General features: G+C 73.5%; 20 protein-coding genes. 4 read left to right on the forward strand and 16 right to left on the reverse strand.

Going from position 1 to position 23020, the window contains the following annotated elements; all coding sequences use genetic code 11:
* Nucleotides 1-69: 69 nt before the first annotated feature.
* From ACFQ8Y_RS21985 to ACFQ8Y_RS22010, 6 genes are all read right to left on the reverse strand, one after another.
* The gene (locus tag ACFQ8Y_RS21985; protein WP_430586751.1) at nucleotides 70-843 is read right to left on the reverse strand and encodes an SDR family oxidoreductase; all 774 of its coding nucleotides are present in this window, start codon (nucleotides 841-843) and stop codon (nucleotides 70-72) included.
* An 87-nt stretch (nucleotides 844-930) separates the two neighbouring features.
* On the reverse strand, nucleotides 931-1680 hold the full coding sequence (locus ACFQ8Y_RS21990) for an IclR family transcriptional regulator (protein ID WP_430552570.1): 750 nt from the start codon (nucleotides 1678-1680) through the stop codon (nucleotides 931-933).
* Nucleotides 1681-1720: 40 nt separating this feature from the next.
* Nucleotides 1721-2560, reverse strand: a complete 840-nt coding sequence (gene kduI, locus ACFQ8Y_RS21995; RefSeq protein WP_430552569.1) for a 5-dehydro-4-deoxy-D-glucuronate isomerase — start codon at nucleotides 2558-2560, stop codon at nucleotides 1721-1723.
* Between the two features lie 50 nt (nucleotides 2561-2610).
* A complete protein-coding gene (locus ACFQ8Y_RS22000; protein WP_430552568.1) occupies nucleotides 2611-3915 on the reverse strand; it encodes a TRAP transporter large permease in 1305 nt (434 codons plus the stop codon).
* 11 nt (nucleotides 3916-3926) lie between these two features.
* Nucleotides 3927-4430 (reverse strand): TRAP transporter small permease, encoded by a 504-nt coding sequence (locus ACFQ8Y_RS22005; protein ID WP_430586741.1) that lies wholly within the window; start codon nucleotides 4428-4430, stop codon nucleotides 3927-3929.
* On the reverse strand, nucleotides 4430-5491 hold the full coding sequence (locus ACFQ8Y_RS22010) for a TRAP transporter substrate-binding protein (protein ID WP_430586742.1): 1062 nt from the start codon (nucleotides 5489-5491) through the stop codon (nucleotides 4430-4432). Before ACFQ8Y_RS22010 ends, ACFQ8Y_RS22005 begins: the two co-directional genes overlap by 1 nt.
* Nucleotides 5492-5652: 161 nt before the next feature.
* On the opposite strand from ACFQ8Y_RS22010, the gene ACFQ8Y_RS22015 reads away from it, so the two are divergent.
* Entirely contained in the window at nucleotides 5653-6657 is a 1005-nt protein-coding gene (locus ACFQ8Y_RS22015; RefSeq protein WP_430552566.1) for an NAD-dependent epimerase/dehydratase family protein, read from the forward strand.
* Nucleotides 6658-6706: 49 nt separating this feature from the next.
* Nucleotides 6707-7387 (forward strand): HAD hydrolase-like protein, encoded by a 681-nt coding sequence (locus ACFQ8Y_RS22020; protein WP_430586743.1) that lies wholly within the window; start codon nucleotides 6707-6709, stop codon nucleotides 7385-7387.
* Between the two features lie 68 nt (nucleotides 7388-7455).
* Here the strand turns inward: ACFQ8Y_RS22020 and ACFQ8Y_RS22025 are convergent, their stop codons facing one another.
* The 6 genes from ACFQ8Y_RS22025 to ACFQ8Y_RS22050 all read right to left on the reverse strand — a co-directional run bounded on the left by ACFQ8Y_RS22025 (nucleotide 7456) and on the right by ACFQ8Y_RS22050 (nucleotide 15697).
* Complete coding sequence (locus tag ACFQ8Y_RS22025; protein ID WP_430586744.1) at nucleotides 7456-8556, reverse strand: LLM class flavin-dependent oxidoreductase; 1101 nt, start codon at nucleotides 8554-8556, stop codon at nucleotides 7456-7458.
* The gene (locus tag ACFQ8Y_RS22030; protein ID WP_430586745.1) at nucleotides 8553-9965 is read right to left on the reverse strand and encodes an LLM class flavin-dependent oxidoreductase; all 1413 of its coding nucleotides are present in this window, start codon (nucleotides 9963-9965) and stop codon (nucleotides 8553-8555) included. The genes ACFQ8Y_RS22025 and ACFQ8Y_RS22030 overlap by 4 nt, the downstream gene beginning before the upstream one ends.
* The gene (locus ACFQ8Y_RS22035) at nucleotides 9962-10750 is read right to left on the reverse strand and encodes an ABC transporter ATP-binding protein (protein WP_430552553.1); all 789 of its coding nucleotides are present in this window, start codon (nucleotides 10748-10750) and stop codon (nucleotides 9962-9964) included. The genes ACFQ8Y_RS22030 and ACFQ8Y_RS22035 overlap by 4 nt, the downstream gene beginning before the upstream one ends.
* On the reverse strand, nucleotides 10726-11619 hold the full coding sequence (locus ACFQ8Y_RS22040; protein ID WP_430586746.1) for an ABC transporter permease: 894 nt from the start codon (nucleotides 11617-11619) through the stop codon (nucleotides 10726-10728). The genes ACFQ8Y_RS22035 and ACFQ8Y_RS22040 overlap by 25 nt, the downstream gene beginning before the upstream one ends.
* On the reverse strand, nucleotides 11616-12722 hold the full coding sequence (locus ACFQ8Y_RS22045) for an ABC transporter substrate-binding protein (RefSeq protein WP_430586747.1): 1107 nt from the start codon (nucleotides 12720-12722) through the stop codon (nucleotides 11616-11618). The genes ACFQ8Y_RS22040 and ACFQ8Y_RS22045 overlap by 4 nt, the downstream gene beginning before the upstream one ends.
* Before the next feature lie 407 nt (nucleotides 12723-13129).
* The gene (locus ACFQ8Y_RS22050; RefSeq protein ID WP_430552550.1) at nucleotides 13130-15697 is read right to left on the reverse strand and encodes an ATP-dependent Clp protease ATP-binding subunit; all 2568 of its coding nucleotides are present in this window, start codon (nucleotides 15695-15697) and stop codon (nucleotides 13130-13132) included.
* A 229-nt stretch (nucleotides 15698-15926) separates the two neighbouring features.
* On the opposite strand from ACFQ8Y_RS22050, the gene ACFQ8Y_RS22055 reads away from it, so the two are divergent.
* Nucleotides 15927-16628, forward strand: a complete 702-nt coding sequence (locus ACFQ8Y_RS22055; protein ID WP_430586748.1) for a hypothetical protein — start codon at nucleotides 15927-15929, stop codon at nucleotides 16626-16628.
* A 119-nt stretch (nucleotides 16629-16747) separates the two neighbouring features.
* Nucleotides 16748-17626 (forward strand): universal stress protein, encoded by an 879-nt coding sequence (locus tag ACFQ8Y_RS22060; protein ID WP_430552548.1) that lies wholly within the window; start codon nucleotides 16748-16750, stop codon nucleotides 17624-17626.
* Between the two features lie 16 nt (nucleotides 17627-17642).
* On the opposite strand, the gene ACFQ8Y_RS22065 is transcribed toward ACFQ8Y_RS22060, so the two are convergent.
* The 4 genes from ACFQ8Y_RS22065 to ACFQ8Y_RS22080 all read right to left on the reverse strand — a co-directional run bounded on the left by ACFQ8Y_RS22065 (nucleotide 17643) and on the right by ACFQ8Y_RS22080 (nucleotide 22945).
* Nucleotides 17643-18848: a cystathionine gamma-synthase gene (locus ACFQ8Y_RS22065; protein ID WP_430586749.1), complete on the reverse strand. Its 1206-nt coding sequence runs from the start codon at nucleotides 18846-18848 to the stop codon at nucleotides 17643-17645.
* Between the two features lie 25 nt (nucleotides 18849-18873).
* Nucleotides 18874-20277 (reverse strand): cystathionine beta-synthase, encoded by a 1404-nt coding sequence (locus ACFQ8Y_RS22070; protein ID WP_430552546.1) that lies wholly within the window; start codon nucleotides 20275-20277, stop codon nucleotides 18874-18876.
* Nucleotides 20278-20305: 28 nt separating this feature from the next.
* Nucleotides 20306-22333, reverse strand: coding sequence for an ABC1 kinase family protein (locus ACFQ8Y_RS22075; RefSeq protein ID WP_430586750.1), 2028 nt, complete (start codon nucleotides 22331-22333; stop codon nucleotides 20306-20308).
* 141 nt (nucleotides 22334-22474) lie between these two features.
* Nucleotides 22475-22945 carry a hypothetical protein gene (locus ACFQ8Y_RS22080; protein ID WP_430552544.1) on the reverse strand — a complete coding sequence of 157 codons (471 nt, stop codon included), beginning with the start codon at nucleotides 22943-22945 and terminating at the stop codon, nucleotides 22475-22477.
* Between the last annotated feature and the right edge of the window lie 75 nt (nucleotides 22946-23020).

Consider the following 23020-nt stretch of genomic DNA (forward strand, 5'->3'; position numbering starts at 1 on the left):
TTCGCTCTGGCGCGCGCGCGCGCGGTGGCCGCCCCCCTAATCGCTACGTCGAGGTGGTCCGGGCCTCGCTCAGCGCGCCAGCCAGCCCCCGTCGACGGGGACGATCGCGCCGTGCACGTAGTCCGACGCGGGCGAGGCGAGGTACAGCACCGCCCCGGCGATGTCCTCCGGCGTGGCCCAGCGGCCCGCGGGGATGCGCGCGAGGATCTCGGCGTTGCGGTCCTCGTCGGCGCGCAGCGCCCCCGTGTTCGCGGTGGCCACGTACCCGGGCGCGACGGCGTTGACGTTGACGCCGCGGCCCGCCCACTCGTTGGCCAGCGCCTTGGTCAGGCCCGCGAGCGCCGACTTCGACGCCGTGTAGCCCGGCACGTTCACGCCGCCCTGGAAGCTCAGCATCGACGCGGTGCCGACGAGCTTCCCGTGCCCCCGGGCCACCATGGCGCGCCCGACCTCGCGCGAGAGGACCCACGCGGAGCGCAGGTTCACCTCGAGCACGTGGTCGAAGTCGGCGTCCGGGTGCTCGGCCGCCGGGGCTCGGCGGATGGTGCCGCCGTTGTTGACCAGCACGTCCACCTCCCGCTCGATCAGCGTCGCCGCCAGGGCGGCGACGGCGTCACGGTCGGACAGGTCGGTCGCGACCGGGGTGAACCGGCGCCCCGCCGCCTCGACCGCGCGACGGGCGTCCGAATCGCCCTCCGGCATCGTCGTGCTGACGCCGATCACGTCGGCTCCCGCACGGGCGAGGAGCGTCGCGATCGCGAGGCCGATGCCCTTGCTGGCTCCCGTCACGGCCGCGGTGCGCCCCTCGAGGCTGAAGAGTCGGGCGACGGCCGGGTCGAGCACGGGGGCCGTGCCGGTCGGGCGGTCGGTGGTGGTGGTGCTCACGTGTCTCGTTCCTTCGTCGGGCCCGGGGTGGGCGGGGCGCTGGTCCTACCGGTCGCCCCCGAGCGCGTGGGTGATGTCGGCGGCCGTCTTGTGCAGGTCGTCCGCCATCGCGGTGAGCTGGCCCTCGGTGTGCTCGAGGGCGAGCGAGGAGATCGACAGGCCGTAGTTGGAGTGGCCGGAGTGGTCCCGGACCGCGGTGCCGATGCACACGACCCCGGGCACGTTCTCCTCGCGGTCGAACGCGTACCCGTCGCGGCGAATGTCCGCCAGCTCGGCGCGCAGGTCCTCCAGCGTCGCGAGGCTGCGAGCCGTGCGGCGCGGCAGCCCGGCGCGGTTGACGAACCGCTCGACGGCGTCGTCGTCGAGCCGCGCCAGGATGGACTTGCCGATCGCCGAGGTGTGCAGCGGGATCGAGGCCCCGACACGCGACGGCATCCGGTACGGCTTGTCCGAGTCGGTGCGGACGAGGTAGATGATCTCGTCGCCGCTGCGCACGCCGACGTGCACCGTGCACTGCACGCGGCGCACGAGATCGTCCACGTAGGGCTGCACGATCGTCGAGACGTCCACGCGCTCGTACGCCGCCCCAGCCAGGGACAGGATCTTCGGGCCGGGCACGTGCGTCCCGCCGTCGGCGACCCGGATGAAGTCCCGGTCGACGAGCGTGGCGAGGATGCGGTGCACCGTCGCCTTGGGCAGGTCCACCGCCGCCACGATCTCGCTGAAGCGCCCGTGCGTCATCGCCGCCTCGAGCACCATCAGCGTCTTCTCGCTGGCCGTCGTCGCCTCGCTCATCGACCGTTCCTCCTCGTCCCCGCGCGTCCGCGCGTCCTGATCAGCGCATCGTGGCGACGTCGAACCCGTCCATGTCGTCGAACGCCTGGTTCTCCCCGGCCATCGCCCACACGAAGGAGTATGCGGCGGTGCCGACGCCGGAGTGCACCGACCAGCTGGGCGAGATGATCGCCTCCCGGTCGGCGACGACCATGTGCCGCGTCTCGGTGGGTTCGCCCAGCAGGTGCACGACGCGCGCCTCGGCGGGCAGGTCGAAGTACAGATAGCACTCCGTGCGGCGGTCGTGGGTGTGCGCCGGCATGGTGTTCCACATGCTGCCCGGGTGCAGCGTCGTGACGCCCATGACCACCTGGCAGGACCGCACGCCGTTCTCGTGGATGTACTGGTTGAGCGTGCGCCGGTTGGAGGTGACCTGGTCGCCCAGCTCCCGGACCGTGCCCTGCCCGGGCTCCACCAGCGTGGTCGGGTACGCGGTGTGCGCCGGCGCCGAGAAGAGGTAGAACCGGGCGGGCCCGGCCTCCCCCGCGGCGTCGTCCGAGGCGAGGACGACGTCCGCCGCGCCCCGCCCCACGTAGAGGCACGCGCCGTGCGCGAGGCGGTGCTCCGTGCCGTCCACCGTGACCGTGCCCGGGCCGCCCACGTTGACGATGCCGGCCTCGCGGTGGTCGAAGAACCGCTCCGAGCGGATCTCCGGGAAGCCGGGCAGGCTCAGCGGCGCGGACACCGGGCTGATGCCGCCCAGCACCACGCGGTCGTGGTGGGTGTAGACCGTGCGGACCTCGTCGTCGACGAACAGGTCGGGCACGAGGTAACGGTCCCGCAGGTCCTGGGTGGTCATGCCCGGGATCTGCTCCGGGGCGGTGGCGTAGCGCTGTTCCATGGAATCCTCCGAATCGGTGGTGGACGGTGGACGGTCGCGGGGCGACGCGGTCAGGCGAGCCCGAGCAGCCCCGGCAGCCAGAGCGACAGGGCCGGCGTCATCGCCACGACGAGCAGCAGGAGCACCAGGCCGACGAAGAACGGCACCAGGCGCCGCATGACGCTCTCGATGGACATGCCCGACACCCTGGCACCGACGAACAGGACGGGCCCGACGGGCGGGGTGATCGTGCCGATGGACAGCGCGAGCACCATGAAGATCCCGAAGTGGACGGGATCCATGCCGAACGCCGTGACCACGGGCAGGAAGATCGGCGCGAAGATCAGCACGGCCGGCGTCGGGTCCATGAAGCACCCGATGATCAGCAGCAGCACCACGATCAGCACGATGAGCACGTACGGGTTGGTGCTGACCGTCAGCAGGGCGTCGGTGACGAGCTGCGGGATCTGCGCGAACGACATCACCCAGGACATCACTGCGGACACCCCGACGAGGAACATGACGATCGCCGTGGTCCGGCCGGACTCGAGCAGGATCTCGCCCAGGTCGCGCACCTTGATCGAGCGGTACACGAAGGACAGGGCCAGCGAGTACAGGACGGCGATGCACGACGCCTCGGTGGGCGTGAAGAGGCCGGCCAGGATGCCGCCGATGACGATGACGATGAGCAGGAGCGCCGGCACCGCCTCCCCCGCCACCTTGAGCCTGGCGGGACCCGACAGCTTCTCCGTCACGCGCAGCTCGGGCCTCTTGCGGGCGTACAGGTGCACGATGACCATGCAGACCGCGGCCCACAGGATGCCCGGCACGTAGCCCGCCACGAACAGTGCCGCGACGGACGTGCTCGACACGAGCGAGTACACGATCATCAGGTTGCTCGGCGGGATGATCATGCCGGACGGCGCGGACGCGATGTTGGTCGCGGCGGCGAAGTCCTTGGGGTAGCCCTCCTTGGCCTGCAGCGGGCCCATCGTCGAGCCGACGGCCGCGACGGCCGCGACGGCCGAGCCGGACACCGAGCCGAACATCGCGTTCGCCGCGACGTTGGTCTGGGCGAGCGACCCGGGGGCGCGGCCCACGAGCATCTTGGCGAAGTTGACGAGCCGCAGGGCGATCCCGCCGTTGTTCATGATCACGCCGGCGAGCACGAAGAACGGGATCGCCAGCAGGGAGAAGTTGTTGACGCCGCGGAACATCTGCTGCGCGGACGTGAGGAGCCCGTTCTCGAAACCGAGCACGGTGATCGCGGCGAGCGCCGACGACGTGCCGACGGCCACGGAGATCGGGATCCCCAGCGCGAGGAGGGCGAGGATCCCGACGATCAGGACCAGCCCGGCGATTGCTGCCACCTCCATGTGAAGCCCCCTCAGACGGCGTCCGGCTCGCCGTCCGTGGTGGCGTCCTCGACGCCACGCACGACGGCCACCAGGTGGTAGACGGTGTAGAAGAGCACGAGCACGCCGGAGACCGGGAGCACCAGGTAGAGCCATCCGACCATCAGCGGCAGGCTGGGGACGTCCTGCGACCAGGTGAGCTGGGCGAGCTGCCAGCCGCCGTAGACCAGCACCAGCGCGGCGAACGCGAACGTCACGACCTGGCTGAGCACGGCGGCCGCGCGCTGCAGGTGCGGAGGCGTCTTGCGCACCAGGAAGTCGACGGCGATGTGCCCGCGCTCGCCGAACACGAGGGCTGTGCCGAAGAAGCTGAGCCACACGAACAGGTACTTGGCGAGCTCCTCGGACCACACGCTGGGCGCCGACAACACCTGGCGGGTGAAGACCTGCCACGCCACGACCAGCACGAGCGTGCCCAGGAGCAGCACGCACAGCCAGCGCAGCACGAGGTCGAGGCCGTTCTTGACGCGGGTCATCAGCCGTCCTCCGCCATCTGCTCCGCGACGGCGCGGGTGCGGTCGTAGAGCTCGCGCGACGCGGGCGTGGTGAGCTTCTCGTCGAGCAGCGGCGCGACGGACTCGCGGAACGGCTCGACGTCGGGCGAGGTGAACTCGGCGCCGGCCTGCTCTGCGGCCTGCTGGCTCTCCGTCATGACCTCGGTCGTGAGGCGGCTCGACTCGTCGTAGGCCGCCTGGAGCTCCTCGAGGAACGCGGCACGGTCGGCCTCGGACATCGCGTCGAAGGTGGCCGGGTTGGTGATGAGGTAGTCCGGGATCATGAGGTGGTTGGTGTACGAGTAGTACCGCGCGACCTCGTCGTGCTTGAGGTTGCGGTAGATCGACTCGTTGTTCTCGCCGCCGTCGATGACGCCCGACTGGATCGCGGTGTAGACCTCGCCCTGGCCCATGGGCGTGCCGACGCCGCCCATGAGGTCCATCATCCGGCTGTTGGTGTCCGTCTCCATGACGCGGATCTTGAGGCCGGCAAGGTCCTCGGGCGTCTCGACCGGGTGCGCCGACGTGTAGACGCTGCGCACGCCGGCGGAGAAGCCGCCCAGCACGCGGATGTTCTGCTCCTCGAGCGAGGTGTACAGGTCACCGGTGATCGCGGGGTCGTTGAGCACCGCCTCCTGGTGTGCCTGCGAGTCGTACACGTACGGCATGTTCAGCGCCACGAAGTCCGGGTTGATGTTCTCCAGCAGCGACCCGGCCACGAGCGCCAGGTCGACGGCGCCGGACTGCACCAGCTCCACGGTGTCCTTCTGCGCGCCGAGCGTCTCGTTCGGGTACACCTCCACCGAGTAGCGGCCGTCCGTGCGCTCCGCGAGCCGCTCCCCCAGGTGGGTCATCGCCACGGCCTCGGGCTGGTCGGCGTTCTGGTTGAACGCCACCTTGAAGACGCGCTCCGCCTCCGGTGCGCCCGCGCCGTCGGACGCCGCGCCCCCCGCTGCGGCGGTCGTGAACCCCGCACCGCAGGCGGTCAGCGTCACCGCCACGAGCGCCGCAGACCCTGCTGCGGCCAGCTGTCTGAGCCTCATCGCCCCTCCTTCTGCTCCTCGTCGAGCGAGGCACCCGGCGGCACCTCTTGGTCCGTCACACGGAACTCAGTTCTGTTGTACGGAACCAGTTGCCACGGCTACCTGTCAAACCGCGGGCACGTCGGGGTTCGGTCGGCAGCGAGGACGGGCACGATGGACCCATGAGCATCCGCAGCCCTCAGGACGTCCTGTTCATCGGCGGCTCCGGCGTCATCAGCGCCGCGAGCGTCGCCCGCGCCGTCGGCCTCGGGCACCGGGTCACGGTCCTCAACCGCGGCACGTCGACGACGCGGCCGCTGCCGCCGGAGGTCGAGACGCTCGTGGCCGACGTGACCGACGACGACGCCGTCGACGCCGCGCTGGCGGGCCGGGAGTTCGACGTCGTCGCGCAGTTCCGCGCGTTCCGGCCGGACCACGTGGCGCACGACGTCGAGCGCTTCACCGGTCGGGTCGGCCAGTACGTGTTCGTCTCCTCCGCGTCGGCGTACCAGACGCCGCCCCAGCGCCTGCCCGTCACGGAGTCCACGCCGCTGCGCAACCCGTTCTGGCAGTACTCGCGCGACAAGATCGCCGGCGAGGACGTGCTGGTCCGCGCCTGGCGCGACCGCGACTTCCCCGCGACGATCGTGCGCCCGTCGCACACCTACGACCGCACGCTGCTGCCCACCACGGGCGGGTGGACCGACGTCGCCCGGCTGCGCGCCGGGAAGCCCGTCGTCGTGCACGGCGACGGCACCTCGCTGTGGACGCTGACCCACACGGAGGACTTCGCTGTGGGGTTCGTGGGGCTGCTCGGCCACCCCGGGGCCGTCGGCGACACCTTCCAGATCATGGGCACGCACGCCCCGACGTGGGACCAGGTCTACCGGTGGCTCGCCGCGGCCGCGGGCGTCGACGAGCCGGAGCTCGTGCACGTCGCCTCCGAGACGATCGCGCGCGTGCTGCCCGACGTCGGTCCCGGCCTGCTCGGCGACAAGGCCCACTCGATGGTGTTCGACTGCGCCAAGCTGCGCGCCCTGGTGCCCGAGTTCGGCACCACGATCACGTACGACCAGGCGGCCGTGGAGCAGATCGCCTGGCACGACGCGCACCCCTCGGCGCAGCGGGTCGACCATGCCCTCGACGCCGCGTTCGACCGCCTGGTCGCGCACGCCCGCGCCGTCTGATCCCCGGCCGCCCCGGCGGGCGGGGGACCCGGCCACGTAGCCTGCTGCGGTGACCCGCTCCCCCGCCCCGCTCGTCCTGCTCGACCTCGACGGCACGCTCACCGACTCTGCGCCCGGCATCGTCGCGGGCATCCGCCACGCCTACGGCGCGCTCGGGCTGCCCGTGCCGGACGAAGCCACCCTGCGCTCGTTCGTCGGCCCGCCGATCACCGACTCCTTCCCCGCGCACGGCATCCCCGCCGACCGGGTGGACGAGGCCGTGCGTGCCTACCGCGAGGTGTTCGCGGCAGGCGGCATGTACGACAACCGGGTATTCGACGGGATCCCGGACGTGCTGCGCGCGCTGCGCGCCGCCGGCTGCACCCTGGCCGTCGCCACGTCGAAGCCGGAGGTCTACGCGAGGCCGATCTGCGACCGGTTCGGGCTCACGGAGCTGGTCGACGGCGTCTTCGGCGCCCCGCTCGACGAGGGCACGTCGACCAAGGCCGACGTCGTCGCCAAGGCGCTCGCCGCGCTCGGCCGCACCTCTCCCGTGGACCCGGCCGACGGACCCGCGATCATGGTCGGCGACCGCGAGCACGACGTGCACGGCGCCGCGGAGCACGGCATCCGCTGCGTCGGCGTCACCTGGGGGTACGCGGCGTCCGGCGAGCTCGAGCACGCCGGCGCCGTCGCGCTAGTGGACGACGTCGCCGACCTCACCGACGCCGTCCTGTCCCACCTCCGCTGACGCTCTGTCAAGGGTGAGCGCGCGGTATACCCGGCGCGCATCCTGACAACTCGTGGGCAGGTCTCGCGTCAGTCGCGCAGGAGCGGCAGCAGCTGCTCGCCCTGGCGGCGGATCTCGTCCAGGTACGGGGTGTCGGAGAGCACGAAGTGGGTGACGCCGAGGTCCTGGTAGCGGCGCAGGGACTTCGCGACGTCGGACGGCGAGCCCACGAGCCAGGTGGTCCCGGCCCCGCCGCCCCCGGCGCGGGCGGGCGCGGTGTACAGGTTTTCGTCGAGCACGTCGCCGCGGGCGGCGAGGTCGAGCAGGCGCTGCTGCCCGACGGCGACGGGCCGGTCCACCGCTCGATGATCGGCATCACGGTGGTCGGCGTCGCGCCGCCACCCCGTGCGTCCCGACGCCTCGGCGAGGTGCTCCACCTTGGCCTCGGCGTCACGCCATGCCTCGTCGGTGGTGTCGCGCACGAAGGTCGTGACGCGCAGCCCGAACTGCAGCGGCGCGTGCTCCCGGCCGACCTGCTCGCTCAGCGCGCGCAGCCGGTCGATCCGCTCGGCCACGCCGTCCAGCGGCTCGCCCCAGAAGAGCTGCACGTCGGCCTCCGCGGCGGCCACCTCCTCCGCCTCGGGCGACGCGCCGCCGAAGTACAGCGTCGGGTGCGCACGCCCCTCCCGGGCCACGGGACGCAGCGGCAGCGTGGCGCCGTCGGCCCGGTAGTGCTCGCCGTCGAACGTCACGTCGTCCTGCGTCCACAGCCGGCGCACCAGCTGCAGGAACTCGCGCGTGCGCCCGTAGCGTGCCGCCCGGTCGGTGACCGTGTCGCCGTACTGCGCGACGCCGTCCTGCCCGGACACGATGTTGATCCGCACCCGGCCACCGGTGAGGTGGTCGAGCGTCGCCGCCGCCGAGGCGAGGTGGGCCGGCTGCCAGTAGCCGGGCCGGATCGCGACCAGCGGGTTGAACGTCGTGGTGCGGGCGGCGAGCGCCGCCGCCACGGTGAACGTGTCCGGCCGGCCCCACCCGGTGCCGAGCAGCGCCCCGTCCCAGCCGTGCTCCTCCAGCGCGAGGGCCTGCTCGGTGAGGGTGTCGAGGCTGTTGTGGTCCGCCGTCACGACGTCGCCGCGGTGGCCGGCGCGCACCTGGTTGGGGATGTACCAGAGGACGTCGGCGCTCATGCCCCCACCCCCGCGGTGGCGAGCTCGGCGGCCTCGACGGACGCAGCCGACGCGACCGACGACGAGTACCGGCTCGCGGGCCGCTCGAGCCCGTAGTGCTCGCGCAGGGTGGTGCCCTCGTAGGCGGTGCGGAACAGGCCGCGCGCCTGGAGGATCGGCACGACGTGCGCGGTGAACTCCTCCAGCCCGCGCGGCAGCACGGCCGGCATGACGTTGAAGCCGTCGGCGGCCTCGGCGTCGTACCACTCCTGGAGGGCGTCGGCGACCTGCTCGGGCGTGCCCGCCAGCGTGCGGTGCCCGCGCCCTCCGCCCAGGCGGCCGATGAGCTCGCGCACCGTCAGCCGCTCCCGACGGGCCAGCTCCACGATCAGCGTGTACCGGCTCTTGGCGCCCTCGATCTCGTCCTCGTCGGGCAGGTCGGCGGGCAGCTGGCGGTCCAGCGGCAGGTCCTCGGGGTCGACGCGCAGGGTCGCGGCGAGCTGGCGACGCGCGTACTCGGGCACGATGAGCTCGTCGAGCTCGCGCTCGGCGGCCAGGGCCTCCGCCTCGGTGGAGCCGAGCACGGGCACGATGCCCGGCAGGATCTTGATCCCGTCGGCGTCGCGACCCGCCGCGACGGCCCGGGCCTTGAGGTCGGCGTAGAAGGCCCGTGCGTCGTCGAGCGTCTGGTGCGCGGTGAAGACGGCCTCGGCGTAGCGCGCCGCGAGCCCCTTGCCGTCCTCCGACGACCCGGCCTGCACGATCAGCGGCCGCGCCTGCGGGGTGCGCGGCGTGGTGAGCGCGCCGGCGACGGAGAAGTGCTCCCCGACGTGCCCGGCGGGGTGGATCCTCGCCGCGTCCGCCCAGACGCCGCGCTCCTTGTCCGCGAGCACGGCGTCGTCGTCCCACGAGTCCCAGAGCTTGTACGCGACGTCGAGGAACTCCGCGGCGCGCTCGTAGCGCACGGCGTGCGCGGGCTGGTCGTCGAGGCCGAAGTTGCGCGCGATGTCCGGGCCGGCCGTCGTCACGACGTTCCACCCGGCGCGGCCGCCCGACACGATGTCGATCGACGCGAACCGCCGCGCCAGGTTGTACGGCGAGTTGTAGGTGGTGGACGCCGTCGCGATGAGGCCGATGCGCTCGGTGGCGGCGGCGAGCGCCGTGAGCACGATCAGCGGGTCGAGCGACCCGGCGGGGCGGCGTCCGACGTCGCTGCGCAGGCCGGGGCCGTCGGCGAAGAAGACGGAGTCGAGCAGCCCCTCCTCCGCGGTGCGGGCCAGCCGCTGCAGGTAGGCGATGTTCGTGGACGTGTGGTCCGGGGAGCTCTCCGGCAGCCGCCACGACGCCTCGTGGTGGCCGGTGCTCATGAGGAACGCGTTGAGGTGGAAGGGTCCGGGGCGGTGGCCGTCGCGGCCGGCGGTGCGGGTCATACGGTCACGTCCTTCCGCTCGACGCCGAGGGCGTCGAGCAGCTCGGTGCGGATGGCGGCGAACCGGGGGTCGGCGGCGTCGCGCCGCTCCTGGAGGTCGATGCGTCGCTCGACGGCGATGCGGCCGCGGTCGAGGACGACGACGCGGTCGGCGAGCACGATCGCCTCGTCGACGTCGTGCGTCACGAGCAGCACCGCGGGCCGGTGCCGGTCGTACAGGTCGCGCAGGAGCTCGTGCATACGGATGCGGGTGAGGGCGTCGAGAGCACCGAACGGCTCGTCGGCCAGCAGGAGCTGGGGCGAGCGGACGAGCGAGCGGGCCAGGGACACCCGCTGCTGCTCGCCGCCGGACAGCTCGTTCGGCCACGCCCGCTCCCGGCCGGCGAGGCCCACCTCGGCGAGCGCGGCCCGCCCGGCGTCGCCGGCGGCCCGACGGCGGACGCCGTCCAGGCCCAGCACCACGTTGTCGAGCACCCGCGCCCACGGCAGCAGCCGGGAGTCCTGGAACACGACGGACACCTGGTCGGGCACGCGCACCTCGCCCGACCCCGCCACGCCGTGGTCGAGGCCCGCGAGCGCCCGCAGCAGCGTCGACTTGCCCGAGCCGCTGCGGCCCAGGATCGCGACGAACTCCCCCGCGCCGAGCTCCAGGTCGAGGTCGTCGAGCACCCGCTCCGCGCCGTACGCGCGCACGAGCCCGCGCACGGTGACGGCGGGCGCCTCGGCGACGACGTCCGTGCCGGTCGCGGTCGGCGTGGCGGTCAGTCCTCCAGCGTGCGTCGCCATGCGAGCGCCCTCCTCTGCAGCAGCCGGACGGCGGCGTCGGCACTGAACCCGAGCACGCCGTAGACGACGAGGCCGACGATGATGACCTCGGTCTGTCCGTAGGTGCGGGCGAGCTCCATCATGTAGCCGATGCCCGCGGTGGCGTTGACCTGCTCGACGACGACCAGCGACAGCAGCGACCCGGTGACGGCGAACCGCAGGCCCAGCAGGAACCCGGGGAGCGCGCCCGGAAGCACGACGCGGCGCACGAACTGCGGCCGGCTCAACCGCACCGTCTCGGCCAGCTCGACGTACCGGGAGTCGATCGAGCGCAGCCCGTTGTGCGTGTGCACGTAGATCGGGATGAACACGCCGAGCGCGATGGTGATGACCTTCATCGGCTCGCCGATCCCGAACCACAGGATGAGCAGCGGCAACAGCGCGAGGTTCGGGATGGCGCGCTTGACCTGGATCGGGCCGTCGAGCAGCGCGTCGCCCACGCGGCTCAGGCCGGAGGCGAGCGCCAGCACGACGCCGGCCGCGACGCCCCACGCCAGCCCGAGGGCCGCACGGGTCAGCGAGACGCCCAGGTTCTCCTGCAGGTCGCCCTTCGCGATCAGGTCGCCGGCGGTGGTGACCACCGTCCAGGGGGCGCTGAGCACCCGCTGGTCGATGAGCCCCGTGGCGGAGCCAGCCACCCACACCCCGACCAGGACGACGACGCCGAGCAGCCCGGCCACCGGGAGCGGGCGCCCGAGCCCGAGCCGTCGCCCGGCGGGGCGGACGTCGAGCCGTCCCGCGGGCCGGCCCTCGCCGCTCTGCACGGCGCCCAAGGCGGTGCGGGCGCGGGGCGCGGTGCCCGCCCGGGTGACGGTGCCGAGGGCGGTCATCGGTCGTCCTCCGCCGCCTGCTGCGCCTCGACGCCGGCGGTCTGCGCAGCGACGAACCGCTGGTCGAAGAGGTCGGCCGCGTCGAGCGGGTCCTCGTCCAGCTCCTTCGCGAGCAGGTCGATCGTCTCCTGCGTGCGGGCGATGCCCTCGGTGAGGTCGGCCGGGATGTCGGGCACGGCCGCGTGGTCGGTGAGGTACTGGGCGTCCTCGTCGGTCAGCCCCTCGTGCTCCACGTAGTACCCCTGCTTCCACTCCTCGGGGTGATTCGCGATCCACACCTGCGCTCGCGCCCACACCTCGACGTACTCGGCCAGGGCCGCCGCCTTGGCCGGGTCCTCCAGGACGGCGACCGGCGCGTACAGGTGACCCGCGTCGTCGCGCAGCCCGTGCTTGACCGACTGGGCGCCGTCCGCCTCGTACTTCGTGAGGTAGCGGAACAGCTGGGTGCCGCCGAGCGGGGCGACGTCGACCTCCCCGGCGGCCAGCGCGGTGGAGTAGACGTCGCCGGTGCTGGGCAGCTCCACGAGCTCGACGTCGTCCTGGGTCAGTCCGGCGGCGGCGAGCGCCTTGAGCACCAGGGCGCCCTGCGCCTGGCCGGGGCTGAACGCGATGCGCTTGCCGGCGAGGTCGTCGAGGGAGCCGAGGGTGATGCCGGGACGGCCGGCCAGCTCGTAGACGGGCGCGTCCTGCCAGTTCTCCCGGTACTTGGTGGCGATGTTCTTCACCGGCACCCCCGTCCAGGTGGCGTGGATGGACGGGATCTCGGCGACGGATCCGACGTCGAGGGACTCCGCCCGGAACGCCTCGATGGTCTGCGGCCCGCCCGACAGGTTGGCCCACTCGACGTCGAAGGAGAAGTCGTGCTCGATCTCGTCGCCGGCCAGTTCGAGCGCGACCTCGGTGCTGGGGTCGCCGACGACGAGCGTCGTGCCGTCCGGCACGGCGGAGGGCAGCGGGTCGGAGGCGGCCAGCGTGCCGCCCGGGCTGTCCGCGGCGGCGTCGGCGACGCAGCCGGCGGTGCCCAGCAGCCCGACGACGCCGACGACGGCGGCGGCCGCCCGTCGGGCGCCGCGGGCGCGGCGGAGGGAGATGGTTCGGGGCATGACGGGGTCCTCTCGGGGGCGTGCGGGGGTACGCCACGTCACCCGGCCGCGCGACGGCGGACGGGGCGGTGGTCTCGAGCGGGTTCTGCTGCCGGGGAGGCGGAGGCGACGGCGTGCGTCGGGTCAGCGGCGACAGCGACGACAGGGCCGACAGCCCCGGCGGGCGCACGGCACGGCGGCGCCCGCGGTGCGGGTGCCCGGGGACCGGAGTCCGTTCGTGTCGGCGTGCATGGCGGGGAAGGTAGGCGCCGCGCACGCCCAGCGCGAGAGATCTCCGGAAAGTCTCACGATGCGGGACCAGGATTCGAGACGACGCCCGGACGGCTGCGGGCACGACGAAGGCCCCGGACCCTGTGAGGGGGTCCGGGGCCTTCGTCGTCGACCGTCAGGCCGTGGGGTTCAGCGCGTCACTCCGCGCCGGCCTGCATCTGGCCGGTGGGCGGCAGGTCGTGCACCGAGACGCCGGTGGGGGCGTCGAGCGCCGCCGTCGCGCCGACCGAGACCGGCCCGCGCTCGTGCTCGCTCTTGGCCACCCCGCGGAAGGTGAACTCCCCGAGGATGCCCTCGCCCTCGCCGTCGACCAGCACGAGGTCGCCGGCCTTGAGCTCGCCGAACAGGATCTTCTCGGACAGGGTGTCCTCGATCTCCCGCTGGATCGCCCGCTTCAGGGGACGGGCGCCGAGCACCGGGTCGTAGCCCTTCTCCGCCAGCAGGTTCTTCGCGGCGGGCGTGAGCTCGATGGCCATGTCCCGGTCGCGCAGACGCTTGTCCAGCTTGGCGATCTCCAGGTCGACGATCTCGATGATCTCGTCCTGCGAGAGCTGCGGGAAGACCACCACGTCGTCGACGCGGTTGAGGAACTCCGGCCGGAAGTGCTGCTTGAGCTCCTCGTTGACCTTCGCCTTCATGCGCTCGTAGGAGGTCACCAGGTCGCCGCCGGCGTTGAAGCCGGTCTGGACGCCCTTGGCGATGTCCCGCGTGCCGAGGTTGGTGGTCATGATGATCACGGTGTTCTTGAAGTCGACCACCCGGCCCTGCGAGTCGGTCAGGCGACCGTCCTCGAGGACCTGCAGCAGCGAGTTGAAGATGTCCGCGTGAGCCTTCTCGACCTCGTCGAACAGGACCACCGAGAACGGCTTGCGCCGCACCTTCTCCGTGAGCTGTCCGCCCTCGTCGTAGCCGACGTAGCCGGGGGGCGAGCCGAACAGCCGCGACACGGTGTGCTTCTCCGAGAACTCGGACATGTCGAGCTGGATCAGCGCGTCCTCGTCCCCGAAGAGGAACTCGGCGAGCGCCTTGGCCAGCTCCGTCTTCCCGACGCCCGTGGGGCCGGCGAAGATGAACGAGCCACCGGGGCGCTTCGGGTCCTTGAGCCCGGCACGCGTGCGGCGGATCGCCTGGGACAGCGCCTTGATGGCCGTGTTCTGCCCGACGACGCGCTTGTGCAGCTCGTCCTCCATGTGCAGGAGCTTGCTGGACTCCTCCTCGGTGAGCTTGACGACCGGGATGCCGGTCGACATCGCCAGCACCTCGGCGATCAGCTCGTCGTCGACCTCCGCGACGGAGTCGAGGTCGCCCGACTTCCAGGCCTTCTCCTTGTCGGCGCGCTGGGCGGTGAGCTGCTTCTCCTTGTCCCGCAGCCCGGCGGCCTTCTCGAAGTCCTGCTCGTCGATCGCCGACTCCTTGTCGCGGCGGGCCTCGGCGATCTCCTCGTCCAGGGCCTTGAGCTCCGGCGGCGCCGTCATGCGGCGGATCCGCAGGCGCGCGCCCGCCTCGTCGATCAGGTCGATCGCCTTGTCCGGCAGGTACCGGTCGTTGATGTACCGGTCGGCGAGCTGGGCGGCGGAGACCAGCGCGGAGTCCGTGATGGACACGCGGTGGTGCGCCTCGTAGCGGTCGCGCAGGCCCTTGAGGATCTCGATGGCGTGCTCGAGCGACGGCTCGTTGACCTGAATCGGCTGGAAGCGGCGCTCCAGGGCCGGGTCCTTCTCGACGTACTTGCGGTACTCGTCGAGCGTGGTCGCGCCGATGGTCTGCAGCTCGCCGCGGGCCAGCATCGGCTTGAGGATGCTCGCCGCGTCGATCGCGCCCTCGGCGGCACCCGCCCCGACGAGGGTGTGGATCTCGTCGATGAACAGGATGATGTCGCCGCGGGTGCGGATCTCCTTGAGCACCTTCTTGAGGCGCTCCTCGAAGTCACCGCGGTAGCGGGAACCGGCGACCAGGGCGCCGAGGTCCAGCGTGTAGAGCTGCTTGTCCTTCAGCGTCTCCGGCACGTCGCCGCGCACGATGTCCTGGGCGAGGCCCTCGACGACGGCCGTCTTGCCGACGCCCGGCTCGCCGATCAGCACGGGGTTGTTCTTGGTGCGGCGGCTCAGCACCTGCATGACGCGCTCGATCTCCGTCGAGCGGCCGATGACCGGGTCGAGCTTGCCCTCGCGCGCGGCCTGGGTGAGGTTGCGGCCGAACTGGTCGAGGACGGCGGAGCCGGACGGCTGCCCCTCCTGCGGGCCACCGGCGGCCACGGGCTCCTTGCCCTGGTAGCCGCTCAGCAGCTGGATGACCTGCTGGCGCACCTTGTTCAGGTCGGCGCCCATCTTCGTGAGCACCTGGGCGGCGACGCCCTCGCCCTCGCGGATGAGGCCGAGCAGGATGTGCTCGGTGCCGATGTAGTTGTGCCCGAGCTGCAGCGCCTCGCGGAGCGACAGCTCCAGCACCTTCTTGGCGCGCGGCGTGAACGGGATGTGCCCGCTCGGGGCCTGCTGGCCCTCGCCGATGATCTCGGTGACCTGGGTACGGACGCCGTCGAGCGAGATCCCCAGCGACTCCAGGGCCTTCGCGGCGACGCCCTCACCCTCGTGGATGAGTCCGAGCAGGATGTGCTCGGTGCCGATGTAGTTGTGGTTGAGCATCCTTGCCTCTTCCTGAGCAAGGACGACCACCCGACGGGCTCGGTCGGTGAATCTCTCGAACATGTGCTGCTCCCTCACGAGCGGCGTTACCTGCACCCCGTCGGATTGACGGCTACAGCCTGACCGCTACGACTCTATGCGCTCCCAACTCGCCGACACCTCTCCGTAAGCCCATGTTCGCCAGGGGCGTGACGGCGTGCCGGATTGCCAGCCGCGGGCGGGGCGGTCCAGGCTCGGGGAAAGGCGGTCGCCGCCGCGGTGGTCGCCGCAGAGGTCAACCCGGGGGGTACCGATGGACGAGATCGAGCAGCAGCCGGGAGCCACGGGCGGCGCGGGCCACGACGCGGGTCGGCGGGCGTGGAACGGGGACGACGCGCGGCTGGCGCAGTTCTCCGGCGTCCTGGGCGAGGTGCGCGACCCGCTGACCTGGGGCCTCGACCTGGAGGACCAGTCGCTCACCGGGCACATGGACTCCGACGACCCGACGTGCGAGCGGTTCGTGCGCGCCTACCGGTCGTTCACCGGGGAGGCGCTGGAGGTCGAGACCCTGCGCACCCGGGTGCCCGACGACGACGTCGAGGACGTGGTCCGCGCCGCGTGCAGCGGCGCGCTCGCCGCGCCGCTGCACGCCGACATCGCCGCTCCCGTCGAGCCCGCACCGGCCGAGGAGGCGGGCGGCTCGGCGGCCGACGGTGCCGCAGAGCGCGACGGGTCGGACTTCGCGGACTCGTTCCAGGACTACCGCAGCGCGATGCGCGCCCTGGTCGCCGAGGTCGACGAGGCCCCGCTGACGACGGGGACGTTCGTCGTGGACGGCGACGAGGCGGACTGTGTCCGCGTCACCGCCCGCGAGACCACCGCCGTGTACGTGGCGGCCGCCGACCGCGCCCTCGTGGTCACCGGCCCCGCGGACCTCGTCGACCGGGTGGAGGTCGTGACCCGGCCCGTCGACGCTCTCCTGTCGGGCCGGCGTCGTGCTGACGGCGGTGCGTGATCGACGTCCCGTGACCTCGCCCTGACGGGCGACGGCGCCCGACCTATGCTGCAAGCCAGGGCCGCCCCGCACGTCGTGACGGGGGCGGCGGACGCACGACGAGAGAGTCGGGGTGGCCGATGCGCGGCATCGTGGTCGGGGTCAACGGTTCGGTCGAGTCGGACGAGGCGCTGGACTGGGCGCTGCGGGAGGCGGCCGCTGCCGCGGTGCCGCTCACGCTGGTCATGGTCGACGCGGGCGCCGGCAAGGGCGCCGACGCCGCCGCGCACGAGGCCGCGCTGGCCCCGGTGCGCGAGGAGGCGCAGGGGCTGCTCGACGCGGCCCGCGCCCGCACGGGGGTCGAGGTCGACGGCACGGTCGCGGCGCTCCCCGGCCCGGCGGCCGACCGGTTGCTCGAGCTCGGCGCGGACGCCGACATGCTGGTGCTCGGCCGGCGCCGGCGGGGACGCCTGGGCCGGGCCGTGCTGGGCTCGGTGTCGACGACGGTCGTGGAGCACGCCGTCGTGCCCGTCACGGTGGTGCGCCACGGCAACCCCGACGGGGCCCCGGAGGACGACGTGCCCGCCGAGACGGCGCCGCGCATCGTCGTCGGCGTCGACACCTCGGCCCCGAGCGTCGCCGCGCTACGGCACGCGTGCGAGGTCGCGGACAGGACCGGGGCGTCGATCGACGCCGTCTTCGCGTGGCAGATCACGACGCTGGCCCCGCTGCCGGGGTCGTGGGGGTGGGCGCCGCCCGTCGACGACTACGAGAAGTTCGCGGCCGACTCGCTCGCCGAGGCGGTGCGCGCGGCCGGGGTGACGCTGCCGCCCGAGCGGCTCACCCGCCGGGTGGTGCACGGCCAGGCCGCCAAGCAGCTCGTGGTCGCGGCGCAGGGCGCCGAGCGGCTCGTCGTCGGGGCGCGCGGCCTCGGCGGCTTCGACCGGCTGCTGCTGGGCTCGGTCAGCCGTCAGGTGCTCGACTTCGCGCCCTGCCCCGTCACCGTCGTCCGCGGCTGACCGACGACCCTCGCCGCTACGCGAGCGCCTGCTCGAGGTCCGCGACCAGGTCGTCCACGTCCTCGATCCCGACGGACAGGCGCACGAGGCCGTCGGGCACCTCGAGCGACGTGCCCGCGACCGAGCCGTGCGTCATCCGGCCGGGGTGCTCGACCAGCGACTCGACGCCGCCGAGCGACTCGGCCAGCGTGAACACCTGCGTCCGCGCGCACACGTCGAGCGCCTTCGCCTCGCTGCCGGCGCGGAACGACACCATGCCGCCGAACCCGCGCATCTGGCGGGCCGCGACGTCGTGGCCCGGGTGGGACGCGAGGCCCGGATAGAGCACCTCGGTCACGGCAGGGTGCCCGGCGAGGAAGTCCGCCACCGCGGCCGCGTTCGCCTGGTGCCGGTCCATGCGGACCGCGAGCGTCTTGAGGCCGCGCAGCGTGAGCCACGCGTCGAACGGGCCCGCGACGGCGCCCGACGAGTTCTGGTGGAAGCCGACCGCCCCGGCCACGTCCGTGCCGCCCGCAGGCGACTCGAGACCGCCCGGCAGCACCGCGCCCGCCGCGACGACGAGCGCTCCCCCGACGACGTCGCTGTGCCCGCCGATGTACTTGGTCGTGGAGTGCACGACGACGTCCGCGCCGAGCGCCAGGGGCTGCTGCAGGTAGGGCGTGGCGAAGGTGTTGTCCACGACGAGCAGCGCGCCGGCGTCGCGTGCCACGCCCGCCAGCGCCGCGACGTCGCTGATCCCGAGCAGCGGGTTGGTGGGCGTCTCGACCCACACCACCTTGGTCTCGGGACGGACGGCTGCCCGCACCGCGTCGACGTCGGACAGGTCGACCGGCGTGTGCGCGATCCCCCACGGCCCGAAGACCCGCGCGACGAGCCGGTACGTGCCGCCGTAGGCGTCGTTCGGCACGATCACGTGGTCGCCCGGGCGCAGCACCGCGCGCAGCAGCGTGTCCTCGGCGGCCAGGCCCGAGGCGAACGCGAAGCCGCGTTCCCCGTGCTCCGCCGCGGCGAGCGCCTCCTCCAGCGCGGTGCGCGTCGGGTTGGCGGAGCGGGAGTACTCGTACCCGCCGCGCAGGCCGCCCACGCCGTCCTGCTTGTACGTGGAGACCTGGTGGATCGGCGGCACGACGGCGCCGGTCGTCGGGTCCGGGTCCTGGCCCGCGTGGATGGCGCGGGTCGAGAAGCCGAACGTCGTCCAGTCAGGGTGGTCGCTGGTGCTCACCCGGCCAGCCTACGCACGAGCGTGGTCACCGGCCCGCGACGAATCCCAGGAGGTCGTGGCGGGTGAGGACGCCGACGGGGTCGCCGTCCTCGACGACGAGCAGCGCGTCGGCGTCGGTGAGCGCGGCGCGCACGGCCTCCACGCCCTCGCCGGCCCCGATGAGCGGCAGCCGGGGCTGCATGTGCGCGTCGACGCGGTCGGCGAGGGACGCGCGGCCGGAGAAGACGGCGTCGAGCAGCGCCCGCTCGGTCACGGCGCCCGCGACCTCGCCGATCTTCACGGGCGGCTCCGCCCCGACGACGGGCATCTGCGAGACGCCGTACTCGCGCAGGATCTCGATGGCGTCGCGCACCGTCTCGCTCGGGTGGGTGTGCACCAGGTCGGGCAGCCGCCCGTCCTTCGCGCGCAGGATGTCGCCCGCGGTGACGCCCTCCTCGTCGGGCAGGAAGCCGTACGACCGCATCCACGTGTCGGAGAAGATCTTCGACAGGTAGCCGCGCCCGCCGTCGGGCAGCAGGACGACGATCACGGCCTCCGCCGCGGCCGCCGCGTCCTCCTCCTCGAGCCGCCGCGCGAGCCGCAGCGCCGCCTCGACCGCCATCCCGCACGACCCGCCCACGAGCAGGCCCTCCTCGCGCGCGAGCCGGCGCGTCATGGCGAAGGAGTCCGCGTCGGTGACGGCGATGACCTCGTCGGGGACGGACGGGTCGTAGGCGCCCGGCCAGAAGTCCTCGCCGACGCCCTCCACCAGGTACGGCCGCCCGTCGCCGCCCGAGTAGACCGAGCCCGCCGGGTCGGCGCCGACGACCCGGACCGGGCCGCCGTCGGCCCGGTCCGCCGACACCTCCTTGAGGTAGCGGCCCGTGCCGGTGATCGTGCCGCCCGTCCCGACGCCCGCGACGAAGTGCGTCACCCGGCCGTCGGTGTCCGCCCACACCTCGGGCCCGGTGGACTCGTAGTGCGACAGCGGGCCGTTCGGGTTGGCGTACTGGTTCGGCTTCCAGGCCCCGTCGATCTCCTGCACCAGCCGGTCGGAGACCGAGTAGTAGGAGTCCGGGTGGTCGGGCGGGACGGCGGTGGGCGTCACGACGACGCGCGCCCCGTACGCCCGCAGCACGTCGCGCTTGTCCTCGCTCACCTTGTCGGGGCAGACGAAGACGCAGTCGTAGCCCTTGCGCTGCGCGACGAGCGCGAGGCCCACGCCGGTGTTGCCCGACGTCGGCTCGACGATCGTGCCGCCGGGCCGCAGCTCTCCGGACGCCTCCGCCGCCTCGATCATCTTCAGCGCGATGCGGTCCTTGACCGACCCGCCGGGGTTCACGTACTCGACCTTGGCGAGGATCGTCGCGCTCAGACCGTCGGTGACCCGGGAGAGCCGGACGAGCGGGGTGTGCCCGACGAGCTCCGAGATGTGCTCCGCGTATCTCATGTGCCGATCATGCCCCTCCGCGGGGCTTTCACCACCGGTCTCGCGCCGTGCCGCGGAACGCGACCACGAGCACCCGCACCGCGAGCACCGTGCCGACGAAGCCCAGCGCGGCGCCGAGCACCGTGAACCACGGCAGCTGCGGCGCGAGCATCGGCCCGCCGTCGGCGACGAACAGCACCACCGCGCCGACGACGGCCCCCACCGCCACGAGCGTCATGATGAGCTGCTGCACCAGGCCGGTCAGGAAGGCCCGGTCGGCGGGGTCGGAGAACGCGCGCACGGTGACGGTGAAGCGCCCCTCCTCCAGGTCGCGGACGATGCGGGTCACCCGGCGGGGCAGCCGCTCCAGCTCGGGCGCGAAGCCGAGGAGCTGCTGCGTGGCCTTGCGGCGCACCGCCTCCGGGGTGACGAGGCGGTGCAGCAGCGGCCGGCCGTGGGTGCGGGCGCCGGCCACCAGGTCGTAGCCGGGGCTGATCAGGTCGAGCGTGCCCTCCAGCGCCGCGAACGTGCGGAACGCGGCGGCGACCTGCGGCGGCACGCCCATGCCCGCCGCCGTGACCAGCCGCACGAGCCCGGCGAACGCCGCGCCCGCGCCCGCGCGGAACCGCAGCACGAGCTGCCCCACCTCGCGCTCGAGGCGGCGGACGTCCAGGCCGGGCGGCGCGTCGAGCAGCTCCAGCAGGGCGTCGGTGGCGGCGATCGCGTCGTCGCCGTCGATCGCGAGCAGCAGGGCGCCGAGAGCGATCCGTTCGGGCTCGCCGAGCCTGCCGACCGAGCCCATGTCGAGCAGGCCGAGCCCGCCGTCGGCCAGCACGAGCACGTTGCCCGGGTGCAGGTCGGCGTGGAACGTGCCGGCGACGAGCAGCTGGTCGAGCGCAGCGCGCAGCAGCCGGTCCGCGAGCGCCGCGCGGGTCGCGTCGTCCAGCCGGCCCAGCGCGCCCTGCGCCTGCCCGACCGGCGTGCCGTCGAGCCGCTCCAGCACCAGCAGCGTGCCGCTCGACGGCCCGTCGACCACCTGGGGCACCACGACGAGCGGGCCCGACGACGCGCCGTCGTGCGTCACGACGTCCAGCGCCGTGCGCAGGGCACGCGTGTTCTCCGCCTCGACGGTGTAGTCGAGCTCCTCGCGCAGGGACGCCGCGAAGCCGTCGGCGAGCGCGACCACGCCGAGGCCGCGGCCCCACGCCGTGTCGCGCTCCAGCCTGCGGGCGAGCCGGCCGAGGATCGCGAGGTCCACGGCGACCTGCTCGCGCGCGCCCGGGCGCTGCACCTTCACCACCACGTCGCGGCCGTCGAGCAGCCGGGCGGCGTGCACCTGTCCGACCGACGCTGAGGCGAGCGGCTCCGTGTCGAACGCGGCGAAGACCTCTCCCACGGGGCGACCGAGCGAGCTCTCGACGACCGCCTCCACCTGGTCCCACGACGCCGGGGGCACGTCGCTCTGCAGGGTCGCGAGGGTCTCGGTGACGGCGTCGGGCAGCAGGTCGCGCCGGGTGGAGAGCGTCTGGCCGAACTTCACGAACGTGACGCCCGCGTCGGACAGCGTGTCGCGCAGGCCGACCGCGAGGCGGCGGACGTCGGAGCGCGACGTCGTGCCGCCGTCGCGGCGGTGGCGCCCGAACGCCCCGCCCAGGCCGTGCCGGACGCCGATCGCGACGACCTGCGCGTACCGGCGCGTCTCACGGCGTCCCTGCCGCAGCCGCCGGACGGCGCGCCACGGGGTGGGCAGCGTGCCCGTGGGAACCAGCAGCTCCAGCACGAGCAGGACGCACAGTCCCAGCACGAACGCCCAGCAGAAGACGAGGACGATCCCCGCCAGCGCGACCCACGGGTCGACCTCGAGGGTGCCCTCGCCGCTCCACCAGCCCGCCGCGCGCAGCCCGCTGGTGAGCGCCGCCGAGGCGCCCGTGATCGCCGCCAGGGAGACCAGCGCGGCCCGGATCCAGCCGACCGGCGCGCCCATCACCCGCCGCGCCGTCCAGGCGAGCAGCACCAGCATCGCCACCGTCGAGACGAACGCGAAGATCGCGCCGACCACGCCGCCTACCGCGTCCATGCCTGCCCCGTCGTCGCCCGCACCATGGCGCCACTCTTCCGGACGCCCAGCGGCCCGTCACCACGAGCCGCCCCTGAACCGCCCCTGAACCGTCCCTGAGGTGCGCGACCAGGAGCGCCCACGGGCCGGGGCGGGCGTGGGTCAGGCGCGCGTGGCCCAGGCGGCGAGGGTGAGGGCGACGGCGTCCTCGGCGAGCGCGGCGGGCAGGTCCGGCCAGCCGCGGTGCGCGACGGCGGCGCGCCACGCCGCCCCGACACCCGTGCCGACGGCGCCGCCCACGGCCCCGGCGACCATCGCCGCCACGACCGACGGCGCCGGCGCGTGGTGCCGCAGCGCGAGGAGCAGGCCGCCGACGGCGCCGCTCCCCGCCCGGACGTCCGGACCCGGCGGGTCGAGGCGGCTGGGGGTGGTGGGCAGCTTGTCGCCCACCAGCTCCCCGGCGACGGCGAGGCCCGCGAGCACGCGCGGCAGCGTGGCCGGGCGGCGGAGCCGGTGGGTGGGCAGCCGGTGCCCCGGCACCGGGCCGAGCAGCGGGCCGGCGACGCCGAGCGTCGCGCGCGAGCCCGCCGCGAGTCCCAGCGCCAGCGAGCGGACGGCGAGCGGTGCGGTCATGCGCCCACCCTGGCACCGCCCCGCGAAACCCGCCGAACATGCGGTTGCGCACGTTCTGACGCGTCAGAACGTGCG

This window comes from Isoptericola sp. NPDC056605, assembly GCF_042792795.1.
GTDB lineage: Bacteria > Actinomycetota > Actinomycetes > Actinomycetales > Cellulomonadaceae > Isoptericola.

Bases quoted from the DNA above. Each gene is read 5' to 3' on its own strand.
- ACFQ8Y_RS21990 (WP_430552570.1), bottom strand. From the start codon at position 1,680: ATGAGCGAGGCGACGACGGCCAGCGAGAAGACGCTGATGGTGCTCGAG.
- kduI (WP_430552569.1), bottom strand. From the start codon at position 2,560: ATGGAACAGCGCTACGCCACCGCCCCGGAGCAGATCCCGGGCATGACC.
- ACFQ8Y_RS22000 (WP_430552568.1), bottom strand. From the start codon at position 3,915: ATGGAGGTGGCAGCAATCGCCGGGCTGGTCCTGATCGTCGGGATCCTC.
- ACFQ8Y_RS22005 (WP_430586741.1), bottom strand. From the start codon at position 4,430: ATGACCCGCGTCAAGAACGGCCTCGACCTCGTGCTGCGCTGGCTGTGC.
- ACFQ8Y_RS22010 (WP_430586742.1), bottom strand. From the start codon at position 5,491: ATGAGGCTCAGACAGCTGGCCGCAGCAGGGTCTGCGGCGCTCGTGGCG.
- ACFQ8Y_RS22015 (WP_430552566.1), top strand. From the start codon at position 5,653: ATGAGCATCCGCAGCCCTCAGGACGTCCTGTTCATCGGCGGCTCCGGC.
- ACFQ8Y_RS22025 (WP_430586744.1), bottom strand. From the start codon at position 8,556: ATGAGCGCCGACGTCCTCTGGTACATCCCCAACCAGGTGCGCGCCGGC.
- ACFQ8Y_RS22030 (WP_430586745.1), bottom strand. From the start codon at position 9,965: ATGACCCGCACCGCCGGCCGCGACGGCCACCGCCCCGGACCCTTCCAC.
- ACFQ8Y_RS22035 (WP_430552553.1), bottom strand. From the start codon at position 10,750: ATGGCGACGCACGCTGGAGGACTGACCGCCACGCCGACCGCGACCGGC.
- ACFQ8Y_RS22040 (WP_430586746.1), bottom strand. From the start codon at position 11,619: ATGACCGCCCTCGGCACCGTCACCCGGGCGGGCACCGCGCCCCGCGCC.
- ACFQ8Y_RS22045 (WP_430586747.1), bottom strand. From the start codon at position 12,722: ATGCCCCGAACCATCTCCCTCCGCCGCGCCCGCGGCGCCCGACGGGCG.
- ACFQ8Y_RS22050 (WP_430552550.1), bottom strand. From the start codon at position 15,697: ATGTTCGAGAGATTCACCGACCGAGCCCGTCGGGTGGTCGTCCTTGCT.
- ACFQ8Y_RS22055 (WP_430586748.1), top strand. From the start codon at position 15,927: ATGGACGAGATCGAGCAGCAGCCGGGAGCCACGGGCGGCGCGGGCCAC.
- ACFQ8Y_RS22060 (WP_430552548.1), top strand. From the start codon at position 16,748: ATGCGCGGCATCGTGGTCGGGGTCAACGGTTCGGTCGAGTCGGACGAG.
- ACFQ8Y_RS22070 (WP_430552546.1), bottom strand. From the start codon at position 20,277: ATGAGATACGCGGAGCACATCTCGGAGCTCGTCGGGCACACCCCGCTC.
- ACFQ8Y_RS22075 (WP_430586750.1), bottom strand. From the start codon at position 22,333: ATGGACGCGGTAGGCGGCGTGGTCGGCGCGATCTTCGCGTTCGTCTCG.
- ACFQ8Y_RS22080 (WP_430552544.1), bottom strand. From the start codon at position 22,945: ATGACCGCACCGCTCGCCGTCCGCTCGCTGGCGCTGGGACTCGCGGCG.